The 16196-nt window shown below is 55.6% G+C and carries 17 protein-coding genes; 11 read left to right on the forward strand and 6 right to left on the reverse strand.

Going from position 1 to position 16196, the window contains the following annotated elements:
• The first annotated feature begins 7 nt into the window (after window positions 1-7).
• From pstB to ACR0IK_RS02870, 5 genes are all read left to right on the forward strand, one after another.
• Entirely contained in the window at window positions 8-805 is a 798-nt protein-coding gene (gene pstB, locus ACR0IK_RS02850; RefSeq protein WP_480591055.1) for a phosphate ABC transporter ATP-binding protein PstB, read from the forward strand.
• A gap of 16 nt (window positions 806-821) precedes the next feature.
• Window positions 822-1532 (forward strand): phosphate signaling complex protein PhoU, encoded by a 711-nt coding sequence (gene phoU, locus ACR0IK_RS02855; RefSeq protein WP_480591053.1) that lies wholly within the window; start codon window positions 822-824, stop codon window positions 1530-1532.
• Window positions 1533-1535: 3 nt separating this feature from the next.
• On the forward strand, window positions 1536-2225 hold the full coding sequence (gene phoB, locus ACR0IK_RS02860; protein ID WP_480640384.1) for a phosphate regulon transcriptional regulator PhoB: 690 nt from the start codon (window positions 1536-1538) through the stop codon (window positions 2223-2225).
• Between the two features lie 111 nt (window positions 2226-2336).
• Complete coding sequence (locus ACR0IK_RS02865; protein WP_480640385.1) at window positions 2337-3566, forward strand: acyl-CoA dehydrogenase; 1230 nt, start codon at window positions 2337-2339, stop codon at window positions 3564-3566.
• A gap of 112 nt (window positions 3567-3678) precedes the next feature.
• Window positions 3679-4446: an SDR family oxidoreductase gene (locus tag ACR0IK_RS02870; RefSeq protein WP_480640386.1), complete on the forward strand. Its 768-nt coding sequence runs from the start codon at window positions 3679-3681 to the stop codon at window positions 4444-4446.
• A 2-nt stretch (window positions 4447-4448) separates the two neighbouring features.
• Here ACR0IK_RS02870 and ACR0IK_RS02875 read toward each other — a convergent pair whose 3' ends face one another.
• Both ACR0IK_RS02875 and ACR0IK_RS02880 read right to left on the reverse strand, forming a co-directional pair.
• The gene (locus ACR0IK_RS02875; RefSeq protein ID WP_480640387.1) at window positions 4449-5312 is read right to left on the reverse strand and encodes an acyl-CoA thioesterase; all 864 of its coding nucleotides are present in this window, start codon (window positions 5310-5312) and stop codon (window positions 4449-4451) included.
• Window positions 5313-5363: 51 nt separating this feature from the next.
• Window positions 5364-6584, reverse strand: a complete 1221-nt coding sequence (locus ACR0IK_RS02880; protein ID WP_480640388.1) for a serine hydrolase domain-containing protein — start codon at window positions 6582-6584, stop codon at window positions 5364-5366.
• Between the two features lie 174 nt (window positions 6585-6758).
• On the opposite strand from ACR0IK_RS02880, the gene ACR0IK_RS02885 reads away from it, so the two are divergent.
• Window positions 6759-7364 (forward strand): DsbA family protein, encoded by a 606-nt coding sequence (locus tag ACR0IK_RS02885; RefSeq protein WP_480640389.1) that lies wholly within the window; start codon window positions 6759-6761, stop codon window positions 7362-7364.
• On the opposite strand, the gene ACR0IK_RS02890 is transcribed toward ACR0IK_RS02885, so the two are convergent.
• Both ACR0IK_RS02890 and ACR0IK_RS02895 read right to left on the reverse strand, forming a co-directional pair.
• Entirely contained in the window at window positions 7361-8383 is a 1023-nt protein-coding gene (locus ACR0IK_RS02890; protein WP_480640390.1) for a phosphotransferase family protein, read from the reverse strand. The two genes, ACR0IK_RS02885 and ACR0IK_RS02890, sit on opposite strands and share 4 nt — an antisense overlap.
• Before the next feature lie 21 nt (window positions 8384-8404).
• Window positions 8405-9223, reverse strand: a complete 819-nt coding sequence (locus tag ACR0IK_RS02895) for an SDR family oxidoreductase (RefSeq protein WP_480591037.1) — start codon at window positions 9221-9223, stop codon at window positions 8405-8407.
• Window positions 9224-9361: 138 nt separating this feature from the next.
• Here ACR0IK_RS02895 and ACR0IK_RS02900 point away from each other — a divergent pair, with 138 nt between their 5' ends.
• The 3 genes from ACR0IK_RS02900 (at window position 9362) to ACR0IK_RS02910 (ending at window position 11669) form a co-directional block, all read left to right on the forward strand.
• Window positions 9362-10375, forward strand: coding sequence for an NADPH:quinone oxidoreductase family protein (locus tag ACR0IK_RS02900; protein ID WP_480640391.1), 1014 nt, complete (start codon window positions 9362-9364; stop codon window positions 10373-10375).
• Window positions 10376-10467: 92 nt separating this feature from the next.
• Complete coding sequence (aroQ, locus tag ACR0IK_RS02905; protein ID WP_480591032.1) at window positions 10468-10917, forward strand: type II 3-dehydroquinate dehydratase; 450 nt, start codon at window positions 10468-10470, stop codon at window positions 10915-10917.
• Entirely contained in the window at window positions 10914-11669 is a 756-nt protein-coding gene (locus tag ACR0IK_RS02910; protein ID WP_480591030.1) for a helix-turn-helix transcriptional regulator, read from the forward strand. The genes aroQ and ACR0IK_RS02910 overlap by 4 nt, the downstream gene beginning before the upstream one ends.
• A 378-nt stretch (window positions 11670-12047) precedes the next feature.
• On the opposite strand, the gene tsf is transcribed toward ACR0IK_RS02910, so the two are convergent.
• Window positions 12048-12923: a translation elongation factor Ts gene (gene tsf, locus ACR0IK_RS02915; protein ID WP_480591028.1), complete on the reverse strand. Its 876-nt coding sequence runs from the start codon at window positions 12921-12923 to the stop codon at window positions 12048-12050.
• Between the two features lie 76 nt (window positions 12924-12999).
• Window positions 13000-13800: a 30S ribosomal protein S2 gene (rpsB, locus tag ACR0IK_RS02920; protein WP_480591026.1), complete on the reverse strand. Its 801-nt coding sequence runs from the start codon at window positions 13798-13800 to the stop codon at window positions 13000-13002.
• Window positions 13801-14180: 380 nt separating this feature from the next.
• On the opposite strand from rpsB, the gene ACR0IK_RS02925 reads away from it, so the two are divergent.
• Window positions 14181-15062 (forward strand): hypothetical protein, encoded by an 882-nt coding sequence (locus ACR0IK_RS02925; protein WP_480591024.1) that lies wholly within the window; start codon window positions 14181-14183, stop codon window positions 15060-15062.
• Window positions 15053-16192, forward strand: coding sequence for a hypothetical protein (locus ACR0IK_RS02930; RefSeq protein WP_480591022.1), 1140 nt, complete (start codon window positions 15053-15055; stop codon window positions 16190-16192). Before ACR0IK_RS02925 ends, ACR0IK_RS02930 begins: the two co-directional genes overlap by 10 nt.
• Window positions 16193-16196: the final 4 nt, after the last annotated feature.

Raw genomic sequence — 16196 nt, forward strand, 5'->3', positions numbered from 1 at the left:
GCTTAATATGAACGACATGACACGAGTGGAGAGAACCGTGGACTCCAAAGCAATCAAGATCGCCGCGAACAAGGTTCAGGTCTATTACGGTGACACCCACGCCATCAAAGACGTTGATGTTCAGATCGAAGACAAGACTGTTACAGCATTCATCGGCCCGTCAGGTTGCGGCAAGTCCACCTTTCTGCGCTGCCTGAACCGGATGAACGACACGATCGATATCTGCCGTGTTGAAGGTGACATCCTGCTGGACGGCGAAGATATATATGACAAGCGCGTCGATCCGGTGCAACTGCGCGCCAAGGTGGGCATGGTGTTCCAGAAACCGAACCCTTTCCCAAAGTCGATCTATGACAACGTGGCCTACGGCCCACGCATCCACGGCCTTGCCAAAAACAAGGCGGAACTTGATGACATCGTTGAGAAATCCCTGCGTCGCGGCGCGATCTGGGATGAGGTCAAAGACCGTCTGGATGCACCCGGCACCGGCCTGTCTGGTGGTCAGCAACAACGCCTGTGCATCGCCCGTGCAGTTGCGACTGAACCCGAAGTTCTGTTGATGGACGAACCATGCTCGGCGCTGGACCCGATTGCGACCGCTCAGGTCGAAGAGCTGATCGACGAACTGCGCTCGCGCTATTCGGTGGTGATAGTGACACACTCGATGCAGCAGGCCGCGCGGGTCAGCCAGAAGACGGCATTCTTCCACCTTGGGAATCTCGTCGAATTTGGCGAGACGGGTCAGATCTTCACCAACCCCGAAGACCCCCGCACCGAAAGCTACATCACCGGCCGGATCGGCTGACAACAGGTACTGAATCATGAGCGAACAACATATAGCATCCGCTTTCGACCGCGATCTCGAAGCCATTCAGGCCCATATCATGAAGATGGGCGGGCTGGTCGAAGCCGCCATCATGAGCGCCGCACGTTCACTGGAATCCCGCGACGAGGAACTGGCACAGCAGGTCCGTCAGGGTGACAAGGCCATCGACGCGCTGGAAGAGCTGATCGACGAAGAAACCGCTCGTCTGATCGCATTGCGCGCACCGACCGCCAGTGATCTGCGCCTGGTTTTGTCTGTCCTGAAAGTGTCCGGCAACCTCGAACGGATCGGCGATTACGCCAAGAACATCGCCAAGCGGACTACGGTTTTGGTCAATGCGGGCGAAATCAACGGCAGCGCCGCCGCCCTGCGTCGCATGGCGCGTGAGGTTGAACGGATGCTACGCGATGCGCTGGACGCCTACATTCAACGCGATGCCGAATTGGCGACTGATGTCATCAACCGCGACGAAGAAGTGGATCAGATGTACAATGGCCTGTTCCGCGAATTCCTGACCTTCATGGCTGAGGACCCGCGCAACATCTCGTCCTGTATGCACCTGCATTTCATTGCCAAAAACATCGAACGCATGGGTGACCACGTGACCGCAATTGCCGAACAGGTTGTCTATCTCGTGACCGGGGAACGCCCGACCGAGGCGCGCCCGAAAGCTGATGTAACTTCGCATACCCCTCAGGAGATCTGACAAATGTCTGCGGATCAGCCCACCGTTCTGGTCGTTGAAGATGAACCGGCGCAGCGTGAAGTGCTGGCCTATAACCTCGAAGCCGAAGGTTTTCGCGTGTCCAAGGCCGCCAGCGGCGACGAAGCCATGCTGTTGGTCGACGAGGAGCACCCGGACATCATCGTGCTGGACTGGATGATGCCCAACCTCAGCGGGATCGAGGTTTGCCGCCGCCTGAAATCCCGCCCAGAAACGCGGTCGATCCCGATCATCATGCTGTCGGCCCGCACCGAAGAGGTCGACAAGGTGCGTGGTCTGGAAACCGGTGCAGATGACTATGTGATCAAGCCGTATTCGGTGGTTGAACTGATGGCGCGGGTGCGTACTCAGCTGCGCCGCGTGCGCCCGGCAACCGTTGGTTTGCGGTTGGAGTTCGACGACATCGTTTTGGATTCCGAAACGCACAAGGTCAGCCGCGACAGCAAACCTTTGAAACTGGGTCCGACCGAGTTCCGCCTGCTGAGCACTTTCATGGAAAAGCCGGGCCGTGTCTGGAGCCGTGAGCAATTGCTGGATCGGGTCTGGGGCCGTGATATCTATGTAGATACGCGCACGGTTGACGTTCATATCGGACGTCTGCGCAAAGCACTGACTCAACATGGCGGCGAAGACCCGGTGCGTACGGTGCGCGGCGCAGGATATGCACTGGGGTAGAAACCGGGGCAGGGGTATGAGTTTTGCTCATGGTCGGATGCGAAACTCTTACTGTCTTTTGACGAGGGGCCGGGTTAGGTTGCGTCGAAGCTGACTGAGCGGAGAAGCACTATGAACGCCCCAGACACCAAGCCCGCATTGCGTGCTAAAGATGCGCCCGACATGGGCAAGTTCGCGTGGGATGATCCGTTTCGTCTGTCCGATCAACTGAACGAAGACGAACGGATGATTGCGGCCAGTGCGCAGGCTTACGCGCAGGAAAAGCTGCAGCCACGGGTGACTGAGGCGTTTCAAAACGAGGAAACCGACCCCGAGATATTCCGCGAGATGGGCGAAATGGGCCTGTTGGGCACCACGATTCCTGAGGAATACGGTGGCCTTGGGGCAGGGTACGTCTCCTACGGTCTGGTTGCGCGCGAGGTCGAGCGTGTGGATTCCGGATACCGCTCGATGATGTCAGTGCAAAGCTCTCTGGTGATGTACCCGATCTATGCCTATGGCAGTGAAGAACAGCGCCGGAAATACCTGCCGAAACTGGCCAGTGGTGAATGGATCGGCTGTTTCGGTCTGACCGAGGCTGATGCAGGCTCGGACCCGGCCGGCATGAAGACTAAGGCCGAGAAGATTGACGGTGGCTATCGTCTAACCGGCAGCAAGATGTGGATTTCCAACGCGCCGATTGCGGATGTGTTTGTTGTCTGGGCCAAGTCCGATGCTCATGACGGCAAGATCCGCGGCTTTGTTCTTGATAAGGGGCTAAAAGGTCTGAGTGCCCCGAAAATTCAGAACAAATTGAGCCTGCGCGCCTCGATCACCGGCGAAATCGTCCTGGATCGTGTTGAGGTCGATGAAAGCGCGTTGCTGCCGAATGTTCAGGGCCTGAAGGGACCGTTCGGCTGTCTGAACCGCGCGCGTTACGGTATCAGTTGGGGTGTCATGGGGGCTGCCGAAAGCTGTTGGCACGCCGCACGGCAATACGGCTTGGATCGGAAGCAGTTCAATCGACCATTGGCACAGACACAGCTGTTTCAACGAAAGCTGGCGGACATGCAGACCGAAATCGCCTTGGCGCTGCAAGCGAGCTTGCGTGTCGGTCGCCTGATGGATCAGGCCGAAGCCGCGCCCGAGATGATCTCGATCGTCAAACGCAACAACTGCGGCAAGGCGCTGGATATTGCGCGGATGGCGCGCGACATGCACGGGGGCAACGGCATCTCGTTGGAGTTCCACGTCATTCGACACATGGTCAATCTTGAGACCGTGAACACCTATGAAGGCACGCATGACGTTCACGCGCTGATCTTGGGGCGGGCGCAGACTGGGTTACAGGCATTCTGTTGAAGACAACGTGTAATTGGTATTATGGTTAAAAACGATAAAGCCCAAATACCCGATTGCACAACAAGTCTAACAAGTTACGGTGTGAACCCGAACCAACGTTTGGGGTTGTGATATGGAACTGAGTGGAAAAACTGTGATTGTCACCGGAGCCGCTCAGGGTATCGGCAAAGGACTGGCTGAACGTTTTGCCCGCGACGGTGCCGTTGTCGTTTGTTCTGATATCGACGCCGATGGCGTTCAGCGTGTGGCTGAGGAAATTGGCGGCCACGCATTGGTTTGCGATGTTTCGCAAGAAGCTGACATCAGGATGATGATCGAGACTGTTGAGGATACCATTGGCCCGATTGATTTGTTCTGTGCCAATGCTGGCATTCTGACGCTTGGTGGCCCGGAAGTTCCTGACGACGATTGGGACCGGACCTGGAAGATCAATGTCATGTCCCACGTCTGGACCGCGCGGCACCTCGTGCCGCGTATGATTGCGCGTGGCAAAGGTTACATCATGATCACGGCTTCTGCTGCGGGATTACTGAACCAGCCCGGCGCAGCGCCATACGGCGTGACGAAGCATGCAGCGGTCGGGTTTGCCGAGTGGTTGTCCTTGACCTACGGGCACAAAGGTTTGCGCGTGTCGGTCCTGTGTCCGCAGGCCGTACGGTCCGACATGACGCGTGGACACGAGGTTTCGGTCGCGTCGATTGATGGCATGTTGGAACCTGAAGACGTGGCGCAAGCCTGCGTCGAGGCCATCAGGTCCGAGCAGTTTCTGGTGCTGCCACATCCTCAGGTTTTGGACTACATCCGCCACAAAACCGGAGACTATGACCGTTGGCTTGGCGGGATGCGTAAGCTAAATCAGCAATTTACCGAAGACAGCTAAGGCTACTTGCGCGCTTTCCGCATCAGACCTTCCTGTGCGACCGACGCGACCAGGGTGCCGTCCTGTGCGAAAATCGAGCCGCGGTTGAAGTTGCGTCCCTGCCCGCTCCAGGGCGATTCCATCGCATAAAGATGCCAGTTTTCAAAGTGAACCGGCGCGTGGAACCACAACGCATGATCTAGGCTGGCAAAATTGACCTCACTACTGAACAAACTCAGCCCATGCGGCCGCAATCCTGACGTCATCAGGTACATGTCTGACGCGTAAGCCAAAAGAAGATGCTGGGTCACCGGGTCGGCACCTGCGGCAGCGCCCATGCGGAACCAGATCTGATTGTGATCGTCAGATTTTTCGGGGCTGAAGGGATTCAGATGGTTCACTTCACGCACCTGGATTGGCCGTTCACGCAACAGCTCTCCGCGCAGTTTTTCAGGAACCAGATCCACGTAACGCTGCCGCAATTCTGATCGTTCTAGGTAGTTCTCCGGGGCCTCGGTCTGCGGCATGTCATGTTGGTGGTTCCACCCTTCGTCCTGAACATGAAATGAGGCCGACATGTTTAGGATTTGCTTGCCGTGTTGGATCGCGACCACGCGCCGTGTTGTCATGGAGCCCCCATCCCGTGCTCTATCAACTTGATATATAACGGGAATGGATGGGTCGCCGGCGCGAATGAAATAGGCGTGCAGAGAATGGCACAACCGATCTTCTACGGTTTGATAAGCGGCCGCCAGAGCTTGGGCAATAACCTGACCACCGAAAATGCGGGTTGGAGTCTCGCCGCCTGATCCCGTGCCGCGAAACAGGTCGACCTCAAGCCTTTCGATGTTCAAAAGGTCCAGAAGGATGCGTTCTGCTTCGGTCATACTGGGGTCTCCGGTTGGTCGTATCGGGCTTGGGTATCAGCGCCGGAATGATCATTCAATCATTGCCCCAAGGACAACCGCTTTCAACTCAGCCCGCGACGGGTATGAACTGGACGGCGACAGCTGCGTGAAGAAGACCGTTGTCAAATCATTCACCCGATCAATCCAGAAAAAGGTCGAGGCCATGCCGCCCCAGCTGAAATCGCCAACAGAGCCCGGCACCCGGGTTCGACCTGGGTTCAGCACCACCGAGCCACCCAGCCCGAACCCGGTGCCTTCCATGGGTTGTTCAGCAAAGCTCTGCGGTCCCATCGAGGCAATATCGCCCGGTAAGTGGTTGCGCAGCATATAGTCCACGGTTTTTGGGCCCAGCAGGTATTGTCCGTTACCCAGCCCTCGGTTCCGCAACATTTCGGCAAACAGGGAATAGTCGTCGATTGTCCCGACCAGACCACCACCGCCCGAGAATGTGGTGGTGTGTTCAAACGGCGATTCTCCGGCCTGATCAACAAGCCGCAGGGTTTCGCTGCCGGCTTCGGCAGAGTTCAGCGCCATCGCGTCCCCGGCCAATGGCGTGTAGAGCGAGGCAAATCGATCCCCTGCCCCCGGTGGCACCCGGAATCCGGTTTCCTGCATCCCCAGCGGTTCGAAAATTTCCTGCGCGAAGAACTTATCCAGCGACTGACCCGTGACCACCTCGATCACGTGGCCCAGAACATCTATGCCGACGGAGTATTCCCAGCGAGCACCGGGTTGAAATGCCAGCGGAAGGTCCGCCAGATCGACCACACGGTCAGCAAGAAGGCCCTGATTTGGTTTAAACATCAGGTTCTGCTCATCCATCGCCCTGGGCAGAACTCCGGGATTGAACGGATAGCTGAGACCGCTCGTATGGGTCAGCAACTGATGCAGCGTCGGTGTCGGAGCATCCTCGGTCTGGTCCAATCGTTCCGCCCCTGGAAGCAGAGCCTGCATGTTCCGAAATTCCGGAAGGAAATCCGATAGTTGTGCGTCGAGGTGAAGCAACCCGCGCTCGGCCAACATCATAAGTGCTACCGTGGTCACCGGCTTAGTCATTGAGTAGATGCGTGCGATCGTATCGCGCTGAAACGGTAGATCGTTTTCGACGTTTCTTTGACCGCAGGCGTGGAAAAACAACTCGGTCCCTTCGTGTTTTACCAGTAAGGAACTGCCCGCATATTTCCGCTCATCGACGTAGCGTTGCATCCAGTCGGTGATACGGTTCAGGCGATTGAGGTCGAACGCAGCCATCTTTGATTTGCCCTCTGCATTATAGTCCAGATCTTGCGATGTTAAGCGCTGAATTGACAGGGAATTCGACCGTAGCGGTACGCCCGGCCCATCGGCTGATACACTGAGTGGGTAGCGGATTCGCTGGTTACGAGTTGGAGACATTTCGCCACCCAACCTTCCCGGAGGATAAATATGACGCAACGTATTGAATTATTGTATGATTTCTGTAGTCCGAATGCCTTTCTCGCCTATAAGGTCCTGCCCGCACTTGCTGCCAAGCATCGCGCCAAGGTCACGCTTATTCCAGTTCTGCTGGCTACGGTTTTCAAGGCTACTAACAACCAGAGCCCGTTTCAGGCGTTCTCGGAAAACCGCCAGAAAACGGCATACCTGACCCATGACCTGCACAGGTTTGCGCGGACCCGTGGCCTGAGTTTTCACATGAGCCCGCACTTTCCGGTCAATACCAGATTCGCCATGCGCGGGGCCGTGTATGCGTCTGGCAAATCTTGGGAATCCAAGTACATAGATTCCATATTTGATGCCATCTGGGTGCATGGCCAAAAGGTCGATGAGGTTGGTGTTCTTACCGAAATCATGCAGGAGAATAAGTTGCCGGTACGCAAGCTCCGCGAAGCGATGACCAGCGTTGAAGTCAAGCAGCAGCTCAAGGATCAGACCAAGGCCGCCGTAAAACGTGGCGTGTTTGGTGTTCCCAGCATGTTCGTGGGTGCCGAGATGTTCTTTGGCAAGAACAGTCTGGGAAATCTGGAACTGGAGCTTTCAAAGGAATCCTAGGCTTTTAGCGCGGCCAGACCATGTTGCGCGAATATCGGGACATAGGAACCAAGAACCAAGGCGCGCTTCGGGTCCGAGGCGTTGCCATCCTGCGCACGTTTGAAGACACCCTGCAGAATTCCCGCCATTCGGAAGAAGTTGAAGGCCAGATAAAATCCGAAATTGTCGATGCCGGAAAGGCCGCGACGCTGGCAATACTGATCGATGAAAGCCTGATCTGTCGGCAGGCCCACGCTGTCCCGATCAATGCCCGCCAGACCGCGACCTTCAGTACCGGGCGGCATTCTCCATTGCATGATCACGGCAGCCAGATCCGCATAAGGGTGTCCGATGGTCGAAAGCTCCCAATCCAGTACACCGATGCACCGGGTTCCGTGTTTCTCGAACATCAGATTGTCGATGCGATAGTCGCCATGCACGAGCGTCCTTTGCCCGTCATCCTCTGGCACTGCATGCTCTAGCGCGCCAATCAGCGCGTTCATCTCGGGGATTTCCGAAGTTTCAGAGGCGCGGTACTGTTTGGTCCATCGTGCAATCTGACGTTCAAAATAGTTTCCGGGCGGGCCATAATCCGAAAGCCCGGAAGCCTCGATATCGACCATATGCAGCGCGGCCAGAACCCGGTTCATTTCATCCAGAACGGCGGTGCGTGTCTCGTTGCTTTCGCCTTTCATGGTGGGTTCCAGAAAGATGCGTCCGTCAAGGTGCTCCATGACATAAAAGTCCGAGCCGATCACGCTGTCATCCTGACACAACAGATGCATCCGCGGGACCGGTACAGCACTGTCGGCCAAAGCTGTCTGTACACGATATTCGCGGTCCACCGCATGTGCGGACTTCAGCAGCACTCCCTGGGGTTTTCGACGCAAAACATACGCTTTTTCAGGGGTTTGCAGCAGAAAGGTCGGGTTGGACTGGCCGACCGAGAACTTGTTTGCCTCCAGCGGGCCTCGATACCCCGTAAGATGGGTGCTGAGATAGGTGTCAACGGCTGCGATGTCCAATTGCGTGCTGCTCATCCTGCGCCTCCGTGTCTCTGCTTATAAAGCTTCGGCAAAGATGTTCCCGGCCGTCACCACATTGATGCCGCCCGACACCGGAATAACCGCGCCGGTCACATAACTGCCGCCGCGACCGCACAGAAACAACATGCAGCCGGCGATATCGTCTTCGCGACCAACCCGGCCCAAGGGAACGGATTTACCAACTTTTTCCCGTGTTTCTTTGTCGCCTGTGGCAAAGGCAGTCATGCGCGAGACAAAAGGCCCAGGCGCCAGCGCGTTGACCGTAATGTGGTAAGGTGAAAACTCCTTGGCCATGATCTTCGTCAGGTGCAGAACAGCCGCTTTCGACGCCGAATAGCTGTAGGCGCCGTCACCCATGGGAACCTCCCCCATGACCGAGCCTACATTGATAACCCGAGCCGGATCGTCAGCCGAGCCAGAATTCATCAACACTGGCAACAGTTTTTGGGTCAGGTCGAACAGGCCCGCGACATTGACCGACATGACTTTGTCCCACGCTTCATGAGGGAATTGACCCATCGGCGCACCCCAACTGACGCCTGCATTATTCATCAGGATATCAAGCCGATCCGTGCGATCCCTGACCTCGGATGCAAGTGCTTCGACACCTTCTTTGGTCGCGACATCGCCGCCGAATCCAACGGCCTGACCCGAGGCGTCCAACGCATTCAGTTCCGCCGCGACGGCTTCGCAGGCCTCGGTCTTGCGCGACGCGATCAGAACTCGCGCCCCGGCCAACACCAGCGCTTCGGCAGCCATGCGACCGATCCCGGTCGCCCCACCGGTGACAAGCGCAGTCTTGCCATGCAATGAGAAAAGCGTTTCGGGGGTCATTGTCTGCTCCTGTTTATTTGTGGCGGGCGCATACCCTTTTCGGGAATTGGTGCGTCGTCGAAACCGGTGGTTTCTTGACAAGACCAATTGCTGCACCAAAGCTCGTACTAACCGAATAACAAGGATAACGGGTCTGATATGCAAGCTTTACTCAGCGTCGCGCCGGGTGGACCGGAAACACTGGAACTGACCACCCTACCCGATCCTACTCCGGGACGCGGTGAATTACTGATTGGAATCAGGGCGGCGGGCGTCAATTTTCCGGACACACTGATCATACAGGACCTATATCAGATCAGGCCGCCGCGCCCCTTTGCTCCGGGCGGTGAAATTGCGGGGGAAGTACTGGCCATCGGTGAAGGTGTAAGCGGCTTCGAAGTCGGTGACCGCGTTCTGGCACTGACCGGGCATGGTGGGTTCGCTACGCATCTGAACGTCCCGTCAGCTACCGCAATCAAGTTCCCCGACACCATACCGTTTGAAGACGCGGCCTGTTTTATTTTCACCTACGGCACCTCTTATCACGCCCTGAAGGATCGGGCCGATCTGCAGCCCGACGAGACGCTGTTAGTGCTTGGCGCCGCGGGTGGTGTCGGGTCCGCTGCGGTCGAGTTGGGCAAGGCTATGGGCGCGCGGGTAATTGCGGCCGTATCCTCGCGGGACAAGGCGGATTTCTGCCGGAGCCTAGGGGCGGACGAAACAGTTCTGTACGCGCATGACATGGACAAGGACTCTCAGAAGAAATTCACTACAGAAATCAAGGACCTGTCCGCGCCATTGGGGGTGAATGTTGTCTATGACGCAGTTGGTGGAGACTATGCCGAACCCGCGTTGCGCAGCATGGCCTGGAATGGGCGCTATCTGGTGGTTGGCTTCCCGGCTGGCATCCCCAAAATCCCGCTGAACCTTCCGCTCCTCAAGGGGTGTCAGATTATGGGCGTGTTTTGGGGTGCTTCGGTGATGCGCGATCCCGTTGGGCATTCGGAAAACGTGAGGGATTTGTTCAGGTTATACGGCGAAGCGAAGATTAAACCAAAGATCCATGCGCGATACCCGCTGGACCGTGCGTCCGAGGCCTTGGCGCATATGACAAGCCGTTCCGCTCTGGGTAAGACCGTGGTGACAATGCCGGTTCACGCCGAAGGTGAGTGACGTAGCTTCCCCAACTCGCCCTATGCGCGCGCTGGCCGGTGGACATTGACACCAGTTAGCGTCTATGAATTTCCAATGGGAACAGTGAAATAATGCACAAAGCTCTGATTTTGAACGGTCCGAACCTGAACCTCCTGGGTACAAGACAGCCCGAGGTCTACGGCGGCACCACTTTGGAAATGGTTGAGGACTTGTGCCTGAGCCATGGGTCTTCCATCGGGGTTCAAGTGTCGTGCTTTCAGTCCAACCACGAAGGTGCGTTGATCGATGCCATCCATGAAGCCAAAGGGGATCAGGACGGGATCGTTCTGAACGCCGGGGCTTATACGCACACCTCGATTGCACTGATGGACGCCATTGCGTCGGTCGAGCTTCCGGTGATCGAGGTGCACCTGTCCAACATCCACGCGCGCGAGACATTCCGGCACGTGTCCTATATCTCAAAGGTGGCTGTCGGCCAGATTTGTGGCTTTGGTGCGCAGGGATATGTTCTGGCTCTGGATGCATTAGCCGCACATCTGAAAAGCGGGTCATCTGAATGAAGCTGAGTGAATACCTGCACTTTCTCAGCTACACCAAAACTCTGGAAGAGCTTTGGGATGCCCATTGTCGCCAGATGGCGAGTTTCGGATTTGATCGCCTGATCTATGGTCACACTCAGTACCGTACTGAAACCTCACTTGGTGACCCCGAAGATTTCGTGATCCTGACCAATCACGAAAAAGCTTACCTGGATGGGTTTCTGCGGGACGGGATGTACTTCCACGCTCCGATGCTGAAATGGGCGCTGCACAATGAAGGCGCGGCCAGTTGGAGTATCGCGCAGGAGATGGTGGCGAACGGAAAGCTGACTGCAAAAGAACTAGACGTGCTCGAGTTCAACCGATCGCAGGGCGTGACCTTCGGGTACACGGTCAGCTTCACCTCGGTCTCGATGCGGTCTAAAGGGGCGATTTCCCTGTCGGCCGGGGACGCGGCCAGTCAGGCCGAAGTGGACGCGACGTGGGCTGAACACGGTGACGACATCCTGCTGATGAACAACGTTGCGCATCTGAAAATCCTCACCCTGCCCTACAACGCCCCCAACCGGGCCCTGACCAAACGCCAGCGCGAAGCGTTGCAATGGGTCGGAGACGGCAAAACCACGCAGGACATTGCGCTACTGATGGGGCTGACATCGGCAACGGTTGAAAAGCACCTGCGCCTCGCACGTGAGGCCCTTTCCGTCGAGACCACGGCGCAGGCCGTCCTGAAGGCGTCTTTGCAGAATCAGATGTTCGTAATGGAGGCCTAGCGCCCCGGAATCTGACGCCAAATTGCGTCAATTTACCCTAGGTAAGGAAAACATGACTTTCCATTCCAGAGGCGGGGTTGCAAAGTGAGATAGTTCCGTGAGTGGTGGCTTTAGCCAGGGAACATTTGGTTGGATCTTTGCAATTCCAGAGCTCTCCAGCCGCTCTGACAATAAGGCGCCAATTTGTCCGCGTCTAATTGCCGGAATTTTGGGGGGCCTCGACCATCCCCATCATGCGGGGCCCCTCAATCCAATCTACGAATGCCAAGACGCTTCGGCGTCTTTTTTTGTTTCTACACATAAAAAACCGGCTACGTCTTGCGCAACCGGTTCCGACATTTTCATGTCCGGACCTCTTGCGAGGTCCGGAGGTATTGCTTAGCCCTGAGCGGCCTTGGCAACTTCGGCTGCAAAGTCTTCTTTTTCGACCACGATGCCTTCGCCAACTTCTAGGCGGATGAAGCCGGTGATGGTTGCGCCTGCTTCTTTGGCCGCTGCTTCCACGGTCAGGTCAGGATTCACAACGAACTGCTGGTTCAACAGGGTCGATTCAGCCACGAATTTCTTCATGCGGCCCTCGATCATCTTTTCGATCACCTGCTCCGGTTTGCCGGATTCGCGGGCGATGTCCATCTGAACCTGCTTTTCTTTCTCGACAACGGCCGGATCCATGTCCGCTTCGGACAGAGCCGCCGGGTTAACAGCCGCGATGTGCATCGCAACCTGCTTGCCGATCGCTTCGTCACCACCGGTCAGAGCAACCAGAACACCAATTTTGCCCATACCGTTGGTGGCCGCATTGTGGACGTAGGACACAACCGTGTCGCCCGACAGTTTGGCCATGCGGCGAACCGACATATTCTCGCCGATGGTGGCGATCTTGTCGGTCAGGGTGTCGGCAACGTTCTTGCCGCCCAGATCGGCAGCCAGCAGCGCTTCGACATTGTCGACGCCTTCTGCAGCGTAGGCGATCTTGCCGACCATTTCCTGGAAATCGGCGTTTTTCGCAACAAAGTCGGTTTCCGAGTTCACTTCGACAGCAACACCATTGCCACCGTTGACGTGAACTGCAACCAGACCTTCGGCTGCGGTACGGCCCGATTTCTTGGCCGCTTTGGCAAGGCCTTTGGTGCGCAGCCAGTCAACGGCTTCGTCCATGTTGCCGCCGGTTTCGGTCAGCGCTTTTTTCGCGTCCATCATGCCTGCGCCGGTCTGATCGCGCAGTTCTTTAACCATTGCTGCTGTGATTGCCATCTTTAGGCTCTCCTCAATTCAAACGGAATTGGGGCAGGTCTACCCTGCCCCATATGTCATTTACGTGACGGGCAGCTTACGCTTCGGCTTTGGCTTCCGGCGCGGCTTCTTCTGCGACGGGCTCTTCCGCAACGACTTCTTCGACCGGTGCTTCTTCGAACGCACCCAGGTCAACGCCTGCTGCACCCATCTGTGCGGTCATACCGTCCAGAGCGGCACGCGCGGCCAGGTCGCAGTAAAGCGAAATTGCGCGCGCTGCGTCGTCGTTGCCGGGGATGATGTAGTCTACGCCATCGGGCGAGCAGTTGGTGTCGACAACAGCCACAACCGGGATACCCAGTTTGTTGGCTTCGGCGATGGCCAGTGCTTCTTTCTTGACGTCGATGACGAACAGCAGATCCGGAACGCCGCCCATTTCGCGGATACCGCCCAGCGATGCCTGCAGTTTGCCCTGGTCACGTTCCATGCCCAGACGCTCTTTCTTGGTCAGGCCTTCGGCACCCGATTCCATGGCTTCGTCGATCTGGTTCAGGCGGTTGATCGACTGGGAAACGGTTTTCCAGTTGGTCAAGGTGCCGCCCAGCCAGCGGTGGTTCATGTAGTACTGAGCCGACTTTTCAGCAGCTTCTGCAATCGGGCCAGCGGCCTGACGCTTGGTACCAACGAACAGAACGCGGCCACCTTTAGCGACGGTATCACGAACAGCCTGCAGCGCCTGGTCCAGCATCGGAACGGTCTGGGTCAGGTCCATGATGTGGATGCCATTGCGCGAGCCGTAGATGAACGGACCCATGCGGGGATTCCAACGCTGTGTCTGGTGACCAAAGTGAACGCCAGCTTCCAGCAGCTGACGCATGGTGAACTCGGGAAGAGCCATGCTTTACTTTCCTTTTCCGGTTTACGCCTCGGCGGGGGTGAAAGAAGCGGATGCTCCAACCGGCGGGCCAGATAGGGATGTCTCCCCTACAAAGCCCAAACCCCGCCTGCGGGTTTGAATGGCGCGCGTATACGGCAGGTTTTGAGGCAGTGCAAGCGAAGTTTCAAATTCTCCAGGATTTTGGAGAATTTTACCCGATGTGCTACATTGAAACTCATCCCCGACGAGCAAAGGCTTTTGGGGGCATTATTATTACGAGTAAATCAATTGCCTGAATTTCATACCGTTACATTTTTCTCGGAGAACAATAGATGGGTCGCCGAATTACGAGAAAGAAAGCGAACGACGAAAACCGAACAGGATCAGTTTGGCGTTCACGAATGGCCAGCCTTGCCGGTTTCCTTAAGGACGCAGGGATCATTCTTGCTGTTGTTGCAACCCCAGCTATTTTCATTCTGGCGTTAACGTGGACAGGGGTTGTCCGGCCGTGGCTGGCTTCCGAGCTATTCGAGGAACTTCGGGATAAAGACGAAGAAAAAGCCTACGATGAGCTGACCACAGAATTTGTTCTAATGACGCTGTCCAACTATGATGACGACGTGGTGCAAAAGTGGATGAATCACTCTGGTCCAATTATCGAGCGCCTGGATCGATCTCCGACTTCAGAAGACATGACTGTTCTTTTTTCTTCTCCCGAGTTCCGGCAGCAATTTCTAAGAGAAATTTTGATGGCGTTGCTAAACAGACAAGAAGAAAAAGTGAATGAGGTACTGAATGAACATGCCAATAAAGACTTAGTTGAAAGCTGGTTACAAAGCCAAGTTTCCGATCTTTCGCAAACAGTCGTGCAGCAAGTAGATGATGTTCACGTCAGAAGGATGTACTTCAAATATGGAGAAAACGAGCAAGAGAACCCGGATGCAAACACTGTAGATCGATTTTATGCCAGCAGAAATCAGATTTACTCGCTGGAAGTCGATGTCAACGCCTTTGATCACTTTGACGAGGTGGTTGAACAACACAATCGGGCGCTGTTTTTGAAATTGGGCAGCGAGCGTCCCAGAATAATTCGCAATGGCGCTTTATCAGCAAGGGATATTACATGCGAGGTTCGCAAAATTCTGACATCTCCGTCGGGATTTGTCCGATTGGAGGCCGGTGTTGCCGAGCAAGACGGAGTAACGCGCGCACCCATTCCCAAAGGCGGATTTGACATCACAGTAATTGTCGCGGCGAAAAAAGGGCGGAAGATATGCAGCTAATATTGGCCGTTTTTGCACTGCTTTTCTTTTTTTCGAGCGCTGTTAGTGCTGAAACAGGAAAGTGGACAGAGACGAATGAAGATAGCGCATTTTGGACAAAAGAAGGTGCTCGTTTTATTCCGAAGGATAATGCCAAAAGGCAGTTTCAGTATTCCGCGTTGAGGTTTGATCGATCCCGTTACTCCTATGAGTTATTGGATCTTGAGAGGTTACTCGACACTGCATTCCCGGAAAAAACTAAAGATGGCTTTGTATTTGACAAGAGCACGGGCCAATACAGGGCGATTCAAGCCAGCGTACTGCAAGCTTGGGAAGCTTTTCAGGAGGACAAGTCCGTCGTGGCGCTGGTACCAATGGGTTTCGCCAGAACTGCGGGTGAACCACGCATCGTTGGTTACCGGAAAATAGACGGTAAGCTGTTCAGGGGACTGTTCAGCGCCAGCAATTTAGACACTATTCTTTGCTTGGATGACGTCGGCGACCCCCGTAAGAATAGATATCCTTTTCAAGTGCCTCTGATAGTGGGCATTAATTTTCCAAACCAAAAATTCACTTTCAACTATTTGGGAGACTTGGCGCCAATTAATTTGTCCGGGAAAGAAACGAAAAGTAGCGCCGAACAGATTGATTACTATAAGTCACGCCTGGACGCATGCCCCGATGCCGTACAGGTTGGACCGAGGATTCTACAGCCTCGTGATTACGAACCAGCAGAAAACGCTCCTGGTAGATTGGCCTATAGCATAAACAGTGTCGCCAGCGACAAAAGCACGAGCCGGATCGTGATGCTATACGACTGGAATGGATGGGTAAATTTTGTCAGAACAAGTGGAAACTCAACGCTTTACGATATCGGCACCTTACTCAGTTCTGACGCGTTCTACGACAAGGAGCCGGGAGACCCCAGAAAATGTAAGTGGGGCCCTCTACCACCTTCTCTGAGCTGCGAGTTATGGGCGGTAACGGTGGCAGCCTTTGATAATGCAGCGGTTGCAATCCGCAAAGGGGACGAAGTGGAGTTCTGGGGTGATCCAAATCGTTTCACCCCGGGTGTTTTGGTGATCCGAAAACGACCGGAGACAAATACGGTCTCCTCGCAAGTCGAAGAAGATCAAATTGAGAACCAGTAGCCTG

Source organism: Ruegeria sp. BF7 (genome assembly GCF_056538605.1).